The organism is Vibrio sp. YMD68 (genome assembly GCF_029958905.1).
In the GTDB taxonomy this organism is placed as follows: domain Bacteria; phylum Pseudomonadota; class Gammaproteobacteria; order Enterobacterales; family Vibrionaceae; genus Vibrio.
Window position 1 is genome coordinate 1656439 of record NZ_CP124614.1, and the last position, 12340, is coordinate 1668778.

Consider the following 12340-nt stretch of genomic DNA (forward strand, 5'->3'; position numbering starts at 1 on the left):
CATACGGGGCTTTTTATTCTTTCGGAGGCACAATGCTCTACCGTCTAGCCAGAACTGGCTTTTTCCAACTTGATGCCGAAAAGGCACATGATCTTGCAATTCAAAATTTCAAACGTTTCACGGGAACACCGTTCGATCTTTTCTACCGTCAGCAATTACCTGCGCGACCTGTTGAATGTATGGGGCTGACTTTTAGAAACCCTGTCGGTTTAGCCGCCGGGCTTGATAAAAATGGTGAATGTATCGAAGCTTTCGATGCGATGGGTTTTGGATTCGTTGAAGTAGGTACTGTTACTCCTCGTCCACAATCTGGCAACGATAAGCCTCGACTGTTCCGCTTAGTTGAAGCCGAAGGCATTATTAATCGCATGGGCTTTAACAACCTTGGTGTTGATAACCTCATTGAAAATGTTAAGAAAGCCAATTACAGCTGTGTATTGGGTATTAACATTGGTAAAAACAAAGATACACCGATTGAAAAGGGCGCTGAAGATTACCTCATTTGTATGGAAAAGGTCTACCAATACGCAGGCTATATTGCGGTGAACATTTCTTCTCCAAACACACCGGGACTGCGCAGCCTTCAATATGGTGATGCCCTAGATGAACTGCTCACGGAACTTAAAGTAAAACAAGGTGAGCTTGAAGCGAAACACAACAAATATGTGCCGTTAGCATTAAAGATCGCACCGGATCTTAGTGATCATGAGATTGCACAAATTTGCCAATCATTGATCAAAAATAAGATCGATGGTGTGATCGCAACGAACACAACATTAGATCGTTCTATTGTTGAAGGAATGAAGTTTGCCAATGAAGCAGGCGGTTTAAGCGGTCGTCCTGTTCAAGCACGCAGCACGGAAGTGGTTCGTCGACTTTACGAGGAACTGGGCGACAAATTACCAATCATTGGTGTTGGTGGCGTTGATTCTTATGTATCAGCGAAAGAAAAACTGATGGCAGGCGCTCAGCTTGTTCAAGTTTATTCTGGCTTTATTTATCATGGGCCTAAATTGGTTCAGAATATTGTTAAGAATCTATAACAGAAAACTGAGCTAGAATCGCACAACCATGTCTAACACTTTGTGACACTGTCATGCTTTAAGTGAGTGTTCTTTGAAAGCGATCGAAGAGGGAATGAGAAATCATTTCCTCTTTTTTTTTACATTGGCACTCGTAGAATTACCTTATTCAGCAGCAAAAGGTAAGTAAGCATTCTACCTAATGGCTTGATAATTCAAAAATTTGAGAGTGATACAATGCTTAAACCCAGCGACAAATGGACTTGGTACTACGATGATAAGGAAAGCACACTGATGCTGGACCTTGGTGATGATATCGTATTCAAAACCAATCTACCTAGAAAATTATTAGTCGACTGCGCCGTTGGAATCAATGAATTCTCCGTTGACGATGCTTCAGCATTTCAAACGTTCAAAGAGCAAATCTCTTTACTCCCATTAAGTGAACCGCGCCAGGCTGAACTCGCACTGTATTGCGTGGCCGCAAAGCGTTTCCATAAGCCTGTACAGCCTAAAAGTTGGTTCTTTGATAGTCAGCGTGGTGAATGCTTTCCAAAAGAAGGCGACCTAGTGCGCTTAACCAATCAATTCAGTGACCGCTGCTTTATTACGTTGGAAGTAGGAGAGTCTGCCAGTTTGGTTGCGTTAATTGATATTGAACCTTTTGAGCTTTCTTCGACTAAACAACTGGTATTTGGTCAGGCGATTAAGGTCATGCACGATAGAATGTTACTGGCTAACGACCTGTTCCAAAACCAGCCCATTGCGCTCGTTAGCTAAACCTGTTTTAGTTCCTTTACGTTTTTATCGGCCTATGGCCGATTTTTTTTGCTCTAAATCTATGGGTCGCCTTTATTGTCCGCTGTACTGTGCCTCAAATAACGTGAAATCCCTCCACTAATCTAAATTAATTTGCTTCTATCTCGTTGTCCAAATAGGGCAAAAACACGCGAAAACCAACCAATAATTCCCGTTTTACCTCATTATGTAATAAAGTTTCACCACAAAATGTAGTCTGGTATATACCAAAATCAATGCGAATAAGTATTCACTTCGGCGTTAGGCCTTTCATTGTGTTGATTTAAGGGGCAAGTAGATTGGCGAAGAGATGAAATGCAATAACCGCTTAACTTTGGCGAACAAGTGAGCACTTAAATGGGTGAAGAGTAAGAAAAATAACCGATCAACTTACTTAATAAATAGATAGTCAGGTATAATAGCGGGTCATTTTTTATTACTTAAAGAGCACTATGCATCAATATCTAGCGGTTACCTCAAACGGCCTTGAAAACTTATTGGTTGAAGAACTGATCAAACTTGGCATTCAGAACCCAAAACCAGTCCAAGCAGGGGTGAAGTTTAAGGCATCAACTGAGCAAATTTATCGTTGCTGTTTATGGAGTCGTTTGGCTTCTAGATTTGTACGTGTTCTTTCTGAATTTACTTGTAACGATGATATGGACCTCTATTTATCTACCACCGCAGTGAATTGGGTGAACCACTTCCACAGTTCTAAGAAGTTTGTGGTGGATTTCAACGGTACGAATAACGAAATACGCAATAGCCAATACGGTGCAATGAAAGTAAAAGATGCTATCGTTGACTGCTTTACCAAGAGAAGCTTACCTAGACCGTCGATCAGTAAAGATCATGCGGATCTTCGTATTCACGTCCGACTTCATCGCGATAAAGCGATTCTTGGTATCGATATGGTTGGCGGAGGCTTGCACCAACGTGGTTATCGTCCAGAAGCGGGCAGAGCACCGTTACGTGAGACTTTAGCAGCAGCGATCATCTTAAGAAGTGGCTGGGATGCGACAAAACCTTTCTTAGACCCAATGTGTGGCTCTGGTACCTTAGTGATTGAGGCGGCTATGATGGCAGCGAATGTTGCGCCTGGCATCAAACGTCAGAAGTGGGGCTTTGAATCTCTTGAAGACTTCGAATCTGAGCTTTGGACGGAAGTAAAAGCAGAAGCATCGGTACAATCTCGTCGCGGTGTCAATAAAGTTGACTGTAAGTTTTTTGGCTTCGATAATGATGAAAGAGTGCTAAAAACCGCACGAGATAACGCCCGTCGCGCGGGTGTCGAAAGCCTGATTCAGTTTGAAGTGAGTGATGCGGCTCAGCTCAAATGTCCTAAAGAATTTGAACATGGCGTGATTGTATCGAACCCTCCTTATGGCGAGCGACTTGGCACACACCCGGGTTTAATCGCGCTCTATACAGCGTTTGGTGCACAGTTAAAGTCTGAGTTCGGTGGCAATACCGCGTCGATATTCTCAAGCTCTGACGAATTACTCAGCTGTTTACGCATGCGAGCGGATAAACAGTATAAATTGAATAACGGTGCGTTACCGTGTCACCAAAAAAATTACTCTATTTCAAGTCGACGCGCTGATTCTGCTGGCGAATCTTCTCCTGGCGCTGTAGTGGCTCCAGACTTCTCTAATCGTTTGAAAAAGAACATGGCAAAAATTGGTAAGTGGGCGCGCAAAGAACAATTAGAGTGCTACCGTATCTACGATGCTGACTTACCTGAGTATAACGTGGCCATCGACGTTTATTTGGATAACCTTGTTATTCAAGAGTACGCTGCACCGAAAGATGTGCCAGAAGAGACTGCGAAACGTCGTTTAACCGATATCATACGAGCATCCATTGATGTGACGGGTACAGAAGCGAATAAAGTCGTGCTAAAAGTTCGCGAGAAACAGAAAGGTCGTTCTCAATATCAAAAGCTAGGGCAGCAGTCTGAGCGTTTAGAAGTGCATGAGTACGGCGTTAAGTTAATTGTTAACCTGCATGACTACCTTGATACAGGGCTTTTCCTTGATCACAAAATCACCCGTCGTAAGATTGGAGAAATGGCCAGTGGTAAAGATTTCTTAAACTTGTTTGCTTACACCGGCTCAGCGACGGTTCACGCCGCGTGTGGTGGTGCGAAATCAACGACGACAGTCGATATGTCCAACACCTACCTAGACTGGGCGAAAGACAACATGACCCTCAATGGTAAAGTAGGGCGAGAGCATCAGTTCGAGCAAGCGGATTGTCTTAAATGGCTAAGCAACACAGACAAACAATACGATCTGATTTTTATTGACCCACCGACGTTTTCTAACTCAAAGCGTATGGAGCAATCGTTTGACATTCAACGAGATCATATTCAGTTAATGACTGAGTTAAAGCGTTTACTCAGAGAAGAAGGGATGATTGTATTTTCAAATAACAAACGTCATTTTAAAATGGATTTAGAAGCGCTTAAAGAACTGGGTTTGAAGGCGAAAAACATCTCGTCTACGACATTGCCATTAGACTTCTCTAGAAATAAGCACATCCACAACTGCTGGTTGCTTACTCACGATAGCCAGTAACATAAGGCAATGATGTGATCACATTATACAGTACCGAAGGCTGCCATCTTTGTGAGATGGCCCTTGAGCTGCTTAAAGCAATAGAGATAACTCAAGAGTTAGAGATTGTAGATATTGCTTTTGATGACACTCTATTTTCACGTTACAGGGTCACTATTCCAGTGGTTAAATTCGAACAGTCCGAATTAAATTGGCCTTTTAACTCACAAGAATTACAAATTTGGTTGGATAAAAATGGCATTACTTACCATTCATAATGGTTTACTCGCATTTGGTGATCACCCGTTACTGGATCACTCTGATTTTGCGTTACAAGAGAATGAAAGAGTTTGTTTGGTAGGGCGAAACGGTGCCGGTAAGTCGACGCTGATGAAAGTCCTATCGGGCAGTGTAATAATGGACGATGGAAAGCTAACGATTACCCAAGATGTTGTTGTTTCTCGTCTAGAGCAAGATCCACCACGAAATGAGCAAGGGACTGTTTTTGACTATGTGTCTGGCGGTCTTGCCGAAGTTGGCGAGTCGTTAAAGATCTACCACGATCTTCTCGATCTGATTGCTGTGGACCCAAGTGAGTCAAACATCAATAAGCTGGCCCGTGTTCAAGATAAGCTTGATCATACGAATGCGTGGCGTTTTGAAGACCGAATTACTAATGTGCTGGCGTCACTAAAGCTAGACGCGTCGACTAAATTGACCGATTTATCGGGTGGTTGGCAACGTAAAGCTGCGCTCGCACGGGCATTGGTTTGTGATCCTGACGTGCTTTTACTTGATGAGCCTACTAACCACTTGGATGTTGCAACGATCGAGTGGCTAGAAAACTATCTGAAAGATTTTCGCGGTTCCATTATCTTCATTTCCCATGACCGTGCGTTTATCAAAGCGATGGCGACTCGTATCGTTGATCTCGATAGAGGCAAGTTGAATTCATTCCCAGGTGATTATGAAAACTACTTGGTAGAGAAAGAAGAACTCTTACGTGTTGAAGAAATGCAAAACGCAGAATTCGACAAAAAACTCGCTCAAGAAGAAGTATGGATTAGGCAGGGGATTAAAGCGCGTAGAACCCGTAATGAAGGGCGTGTACGTGCACTTAAGAAGCTTCGTGAAGAACGAAGTGACAGAAGAGAAGTCCAGGGCAAAGTTAACCTTCAAATCGATGGTGCAGCACGATCTGGAAAAATCGTATTTGAAGCGGAAAACCTCAACTATTCCATTGAAGGTAAGACGATTGTGTCTAACTTTAACTTCAATATCATGCGCGGCGATCGTATTGCCCTGATTGGCCCTAATGGCTGTGGTAAGAGTACGCTGCTTAAATTGTTGTTAAATGATCTTCAGCCTGATTCTGGCCGTTTGCACTGTGGAACAAAGCTTGAAGTCGCCTACTTTGACCAATACAGAGAAATTCTGGATCCGGAGAAGTCGGTTATCGATAACCTTGCCGATGGTAAGCAAGAAGTGATGGTCGGTGGCAGAGAACGCCATGCGCTGAGTTATTTACAAGATTTCTTGTTTGCGCCTAAACGTGCCCGCACTCCCGTTAAAGCGTTGTCTGGCGGTGAAAAGAACCGTTTGTTGCTGGCTCGAATCTTCTTAAAGCAAAACAATTTGCTGATTCTCGATGAACCGACCAATGATTTAGATATCGAAACATTGGAACTTTTGGAGGATTTGCTTGCCAACTATCAGGGTACATTGCTTCTCGTCAGTCACGATCGTCAGTTTGTTGATAACACAGTGACCACGAGTTGGATATTCGAAGGGAATGGTGTCATTGAGGAGTTTGTTGGTGGGTATCATGACGCGCAACAACAGCGCGCTCAGGTGAACAAAGCTCGGTTGGCGCAAAAACCAGCAGAAGTGAAGAAAGTAGTTGAGGAAACTCCCAAAACGACAGCGCCAAAGGCTAAACCTAAGAAGTTATCTTATAAGCTGCAACGAGAGTTGGAATCATTGCCGCTGCGATTAGAAGAATTAGAGCAAGAAATTGAAGCTCTACAGACAGTAGTGAACGATCCAGAGTTTTTCGCTAAGTCTATAGAGGAAACTCAAATCACATTAGATAAGCTCTCTGCGACTGAGCAAGAGTTGGAATCTGCTTTCGAGCGCTGGGAAGAGCTGGAAGCTATGCAACAGGAAAGTTAAATTTTTATGAGTAGTACAGTTTTTAAATTATCGACGATTGCAGCCACTGTATTAGCGGCAACAAGCGCACACGCTGCGTTATATACTGTTGTAGAAGTCAGCCCTGAAGGGATTGGTGCTAGTGAATATACAGAAGTGCATGGTGTAGCAATTCAACCTGGAGATAATAGTGATCCATTAGGCTGCTTCGGTACAGCTTGTTCAAGTAGTACCTATAAGCTGGCCGGTGAGACAAGAACCAGTGTTGATGGCATTGGCTATCGAGAAGAGCTGCCGTTTGCCATGGACAGAAGTTTTGTCTACATCCAGGATCAAGATGACTTTGAGTCTTACTGCTATCGCGAACTTTTGTATTCTACATGTGAAAAATGGGCTAAAGAGCAATGGGATGTATGGAAGGCGGAGCTTGACGGTAACACGACATCGAATGCACTCGCTTTTGTAGAAAATGGCTCTTTCAATAATCAGTATAATAACGTGATTAATAGCTTGACTGATTCATCCGCACCGGTAGGAAATCAGAGTATCGTTGGTGGAACTCGTAATCAGATTGTCTCACCGATTTCCCCATTGGGTAGCGCTTCGGCGAATGATTGGAAGCAAGGTAGAGCGTGGGCGGTAGATTCGAGTAATACCTACTCAGTTGGTAGTATTGCGAGAACAGCAACGAATGACCAAGGTTCCCACCATACGTCAAAAGCAGCGATTTGGACAAACGGAGCAGTACCGGTAGAGTTAAATTGGCAGTCTGGAGTGCCAGCAAGAGATGGTGAACGTTTAGCACAGGGCAGTATGAGAGATATCGTGGTATCGGGTACCGACGTTTATGCCGTGGGTTATAATACGTATACCGATGATAACTATGTCGATGCGTCTATCTTTGTCGCGAATACCTCTTTTACTGCTGCTGGCGATTGGACGACAAGACGCATCTCTGGCGCTGAATCTCGCATCAATGGTGATACGATTCATAGTAATTCTGTCGCGACGGGCATTAATGACAACTTGCTTGTGGTTGGTGAAGCAAAGCGAAGTGGTTTCTTTCCTCAAAACGGCGCAGCAGGTAATTTGTTGTTTGTGAGCGATGCAAGGCAATCATCACCATCCGCAACGTTCTTGTCTGGTGGGATTTTCTTTTCTGGTGCTGGTGGTAAAGCGGGCGCAGTCAATAACTACAACGAAATTGTAGGGCAGATAGATGCAGAAGATACTCGTGAGAACGACGGTAAACCTCGTCGCTTGCGCGGATTCATCTACCCATATAGTTTTGACGGAACGAATGCAGAACGACGTGCTATTTTGGGTAATAAAGCCCAATACCTTGATAACTTAACCAACGACAATAACCCTAATGGTCATGCGAACCAATACCGTATTATCGATGCGACAGATATCAATGATGCCGGTGTTATTTCAGCAACAGCAATAAAGTGTGTTGGGGGCTACGATAATACGACCCACAACTCGTACTGTGGTGGTGGTAGCCAAACCGAGAAGACGGTAGCGGTTAAGCTGATACCAAAGCAAGGCGCCAAGGTCAGTGACATTGTAACGCGCGGTATTGAAGAGCCGGTTGTTGAACGCCAAGGTGGAAGCATAGGTTGGGCCATGTTTGCACTTATTGGCCTGTTCGGGTTCCGCAGAAAATAGGTTAAATTGTAATCTAGAGCACAGCATCACATTTTTGGTGCTGTGCTTTTTTTTAACTTGAGAAAACTCAGATTTTGATCGAATCTTAATATTGGAGTCACATAAACTCCATTTAGATTTAATAGTAGTACGTTAAGAAACCATGTATATGTAAGAGGACGACACTATGAAGAGACAAAAGCGTGACCGCCTAGAAAGAGCACAATCTCAAGGTTACAAAGCTGGGCTAAACGGACGTTCTTCCGAAAATTGCCCGTATCAACAAATGGATGCGAAATCATATTGGTTAGGCGGTTGGCGTGATGCCAGAGATGACAAACAAGCGGGTCTCTATAAATAACTTCCTTCTACATACAATGTATAAAGGAACATTAGCCCCGAAAGGGGCTATATATGCAGTTTTTAACGCACTATAACTAAATGTTCAGTTGAAAATAAAGCGACTCTAAGAGTCGCTTATAAATACATTCTTGCTTAAAAAGCGGAAGTATCTTGGAAAAGACCGACTTTAAGGTCTTTTGCTACGTAAATTTCTTTACCATCTACAAGAACACGGCCATCAGCAACACCCATGACCAAACGTCGGTTAACGACACGTTTTAGGTGAATTTCATAAGTAACTTTTTTCGCTGTAGGAAGAACTTGTCCAGTAAACTTAACTTCACCAACACCCAGTGCACGGCCTTTCCCTTTACCGCCAACCCAGCCAAGGTAGAAACCAACAAGTTGCCACATGGCATCCAGGCCTAGACAACCAGGCATTACAGGGTCACCAGGGAAATGGCAATCAAAGAACCAAAGGTCTGGAGTAATATCAAGTTCAGCTAATACTAGTCCTTTTCCGTTGTCGCCTTCTGTTTCAGACATCTTTGTAACACGGTCCATCATTAACATATTTGGCGCAGGAAGCTGCGGGTATCCAGGACCAAATAGTTCTCCTCGGCTAGAGGCTAGAAGATCATCACGGTCGTAAGAATCACGTTTATTTTGCATTATATCAATCACTCCAATTTCTGATAGGTGCATCTTAGTGAACAGGTGTACGCTAAACAACTCCGATCAGTGTTATGAGAACCAGTTTTTCAACCGCTCAATAATCCCAGGCGGATGTTCAAGTCTTTCATAGTTTTCAATGCGTTCAGCGATTTTACTAACGACACTGCTGTCGTCATCACCTCTAAAAGGTTTGTTAATTAAAATAGGGACGGCTTCATCAACGTTTGATACGGGCCAAATATGAAATTCGCCTGTTTTGATGCTCTCAATCACCGCTTTGTCTAGAGCCAAGTGTTTCAGGTTTGAACGCGGTAAAATAACCCCTTGATTGCCTGTGAACCCTTGGTGTTTGCATACGTGGTAGAAACCTTCAATCTTTTCGTTCAGGCCGCCAACCGCTTGCACTCGGCCAAATTGGTCAACCGCTCCAGTTACCGAGATTTCCTGTGTAATAGGGTAGCCAGACAGTGCACTGACAAAACAGCACAACTCAGCAAGTGAGGCGCTGTCGCCATCCACTTCACAATAAGACTGTTCGAATACCAGCGAAGCAGAGTAAGGGAGAGGCTCATCAAAATTTAAAGCACTGCTGACAAACGCTTGCATGATCATCATGCCTTTTGCGTGTAGGTTACCGGCTAGGTCGACTTTTCGTTCTACGTCAGAGACATCACCGTCACCGAAGTGGAGCACACACGATATTCTCGCAGGCTCGCCATAAGAAATTGGGTGTCCCGCAACATCAACAACGGTTAATGCGTTAACTTGACCAACTTGTTCGCCCTTTGTTTCAATGATGACTTGACCATTCAAAATATCAGATAAAGCTCGCTCTGGAAGATAGGATTCTCGGTACTTCTTGTTATCAATCGCCTTATCTAAATCTTCAAAACGAATACTTTGATTATTTGAGACGAGCGTTGCTTCCTGTAAAAGAGCCAGGTGCCACATCAAACAGACAGGAACGTAACCTTGATCTTCCGTGTAACGAGCACCAGCTAGCAGTAAGCGTTTAATGGATGAGGGTTCAATAAAAGGAAGTGAGTAGGTTGTCGTGATCCAGTTTAGGTAACCTAGATAAAGTTCAATGGTCGAATCAGACAACGGAAGTTCAAGTTCTAACTCACTAAATAGGCACAAACCTGTGTGGATGTCGGCATCTAAATAGTCTATTTCAGCGAGTTGCTCTCGGTCTCCGACGATAACAATTTTGAGGTTGTAATAGTTTTCGATGGACTGATCTAATTCATGCTTGGAATCCAGATTAATCGGCGACGTACTTTGTCCTAAAACAACGGACTTCAATTTTAACCAGCTAGCTGGGTTCGCCAATAAGAACGTCGCGCTGAGAATCAGATACCCATTGTTTGCTTGATCTAATAGGCCAGGGACATGCTGTTTAAGCTCGCCGTCTTGCGCTTTATATTGGCCAAAGACCTTGGTTGAGTCTAAAGTTTCGCTGTAGATCACCGAAGTGGGAGCGCCGACACATGATTTAATTTTCTCAGAGATCAGGTTTCGATATAGAGCGTTGTCAGGCGCATTAATCATCATGACTCTTGAAACGCCAGAAAGTCCAACAAATTGATCAATTGCTCCAGAAAGGCGGGTTTGAGTTGCCATAAACGCTTTAGGTGGGATTGAAGTAATAGCTTCAATTGATTGATTAAAAGCGTCGTATTGAGGCGTGACCGCGCGCCAGATTTCTTGATTCATTCATTATCATCATAGACATATTAAGGACTGAAAATTGTAACGTAAAAGGGCATTTGGGCATAGATAAAATGATCTTTCTCTATTTTTTTAACTAAGATAATTGTTATATAACAGGAGTGGAGTTACGCTGTCACCATAGACAGTCAATGGATAGAGAAATGAAGTATCAACAGCTTGAAAATTTAGAATGTGGTTGGAAGTGGCAATATTTGATCAAAAAATGGAAAGAAGGTGATGAAATAACCCGCCATATTGATTCAAGTGAAGCTGACTCTGCGGTTAAAGCTCTGCAAAGTTTGGAACACGAGCCCACATTAGTCCTTGACTGGATTGAAGAACACATGGCTTTAAATTTAGATAACAAAATGAAGCAGGCGATACGAGCAAAACGCAAACGCCACTTCAATGCAGAGCAGATACACACTAAAAAGAAATCCATCGACCTCGATTATAGAGTTTGGGAAAAACTCTCTTATCGCGCTAATGAGCTAGGTTGTACTTTGTCTGACGCGATTGAATATCTTCTTACTGAAGCATCGAGAAGTGAAAAGGCTAGCCAGACAGTGAATGATCTTAAGCAAGATCTGAGTAAGCTGCTTTCCAATTAATTACTAGATATGAGGTTAAGCCATGTTATATGTCATTCTCATCGGTGCAATCATTGTCTTTTGGCTTGTTGCTGTTGACCGGCCAGTACTGAAAGTAACGTTTATTGCAGGGAAGATTTCGAAAGTAAAAGGGCATTTTCCTGCCAAATTTCGCACCAGTGTTGAAGATATAGCCAGCATTGTGCCTTTCGATGGTACTTTTAAAGTATACCAACAGCGTACCGGGCCTAAATTGGTGTTTTCAGAAGCCGTACCTAAAAAGGTTCAGCAAAGAATACGGAATGTTTTTCCACATCAAGGTTTTAAAAATAAGTCGAGCAATAGAAGAGCTTAGTCCATTGTTAAACAATGTTATTAAACAACGTTATTACACATAGACAGGTCGTGCCTCGATAATTTCAACCTCACTTAAGGCGTTATAAGCTACAGTTGTTAAGCTACTTCTTAGGAGGTACTTATGATTGTACGACTAATATTGTTAGCGGTGCTCTTATCTGGCTCTGCATGGAGTCAAGACGATACGGATTATAACGCAACGGCAAAGAAGATAAAAAAGCATCTGAGTAAACAACTTCGAAAACTCGAATTTGAAGACAATGATTTTTGCGACCTGATGTTAGAAATGAAGTTAAAGCAAAACTATACGACCGTTCGAAGAGTCCATGGCACAGGTAGTAGCAAGATGTGCAGAGAAAGTAAGAAAATACTTAAGAAGCAGAAGAAATTCCGATTGAGCGAGCCTGAAAAATACATACGTATTCATGTTTCCACTAAAGATTTGTGATTTCTTTCGTTGCATTACGGACCATTCGAAAAATGG

General features: G+C 42.9%; 12 protein-coding genes. 10 read left to right on the forward strand and 2 right to left on the reverse strand.

Going from position 1 to position 12340, the window contains the following annotated elements:
• The first annotated feature begins 32 nt into the window (after positions 1 to 32).
• The 7 genes from pyrD (at position 33) to rmf (ending at position 8540) form a co-directional block, all read left to right on the forward strand.
• On the forward strand, positions 33 to 1043 hold the full coding sequence (gene pyrD / locus QF117_RS13600; RefSeq protein ID WP_282389417.1) for a quinone-dependent dihydroorotate dehydrogenase: 1011 nt from the start codon (positions 33 to 35) through the stop codon (positions 1041 to 1043).
• 216 nt (positions 1044 to 1259) lie between these two features.
• Positions 1260 to 1802 carry a cell division protein ZapC gene (locus QF117_RS13605; RefSeq protein ID WP_282389418.1) on the forward strand — a complete coding sequence of 181 codons (543 nt, stop codon included), beginning with the start codon at positions 1260 to 1262 and terminating at the stop codon, positions 1800 to 1802.
• A 470-nt stretch (positions 1803 to 2272) separates the two neighbouring features.
• Positions 2273 to 4399, forward strand: coding sequence for a bifunctional 23S rRNA (guanine(2069)-N(7))-methyltransferase RlmK/23S rRNA (guanine(2445)-N(2))-methyltransferase RlmL (rlmKL, locus tag QF117_RS13610; protein ID WP_282389419.1), 2127 nt, complete (start codon positions 2273 to 2275; stop codon positions 4397 to 4399).
• A gap of 14 nt (positions 4400 to 4413) precedes the next feature.
• Positions 4414 to 4656 (forward strand): glutaredoxin family protein, encoded by a 243-nt coding sequence (locus QF117_RS13615; RefSeq protein WP_282389420.1) that lies wholly within the window; start codon positions 4414 to 4416, stop codon positions 4654 to 4656.
• A complete protein-coding gene (locus tag QF117_RS13620) occupies positions 4634 to 6550 on the forward strand; it encodes an ABC transporter ATP-binding protein (RefSeq protein WP_282389421.1) in 1917 nt (638 codons plus the stop codon). Before QF117_RS13615 ends, QF117_RS13620 begins: the two co-directional genes overlap by 23 nt.
• Before the next feature lie 6 nt (positions 6551 to 6556).
• Positions 6557 to 8200 (forward strand): DUF3466 family protein, encoded by a 1644-nt coding sequence (locus tag QF117_RS13625; RefSeq protein WP_282389422.1) that lies wholly within the window; start codon positions 6557 to 6559, stop codon positions 8198 to 8200.
• A 166-nt stretch (positions 8201 to 8366) separates the two neighbouring features.
• Complete coding sequence (gene rmf, locus QF117_RS13630) at positions 8367 to 8540, forward strand: ribosome modulation factor (RefSeq protein WP_017034258.1); 174 nt, start codon at positions 8367 to 8369, stop codon at positions 8538 to 8540.
• Between the two features lie 134 nt (positions 8541 to 8674).
• Here the strand turns inward: rmf and fabA are convergent, their stop codons facing one another.
• Together fabA and QF117_RS13640 are read right to left on the reverse strand one after the other, a co-directional pair.
• Entirely contained in the window at positions 8675 to 9193 is a 519-nt protein-coding gene (gene fabA, locus QF117_RS13635; protein ID WP_026026719.1) for a bifunctional 3-hydroxydecanoyl-ACP dehydratase/trans-2-decenoyl-ACP isomerase, read from the reverse strand.
• Between the two features lie 72 nt (positions 9194 to 9265).
• Positions 9266 to 10912 (reverse strand): Lon protease family protein, encoded by a 1647-nt coding sequence (locus tag QF117_RS13640; protein ID WP_282389423.1) that lies wholly within the window; start codon positions 10910 to 10912, stop codon positions 9266 to 9268.
• A 158-nt stretch (positions 10913 to 11070) separates the two neighbouring features.
• Here QF117_RS13640 and matP point away from each other — a divergent pair, with 158 nt between their 5' ends.
• From matP to QF117_RS13655, 3 genes are all read left to right on the forward strand, one after another.
• Entirely contained in the window at positions 11071 to 11520 is a 450-nt protein-coding gene (matP, locus tag QF117_RS13645; protein WP_017034261.1) for a macrodomain Ter protein MatP, read from the forward strand.
• A 22-nt stretch (positions 11521 to 11542) separates the two neighbouring features.
• Positions 11543 to 11854 carry a DUF3634 family protein gene (locus QF117_RS13650; RefSeq protein WP_282389424.1) on the forward strand — a complete coding sequence of 104 codons (312 nt, stop codon included), beginning with the start codon at positions 11543 to 11545 and terminating at the stop codon, positions 11852 to 11854.
• Positions 11855 to 11977: 123 nt separating this feature from the next.
• Positions 11978 to 12304, forward strand: a complete 327-nt coding sequence (locus QF117_RS13655) for a hypothetical protein (protein ID WP_282389425.1) — start codon at positions 11978 to 11980, stop codon at positions 12302 to 12304.
• Positions 12305 to 12340: the final 36 nt, after the last annotated feature.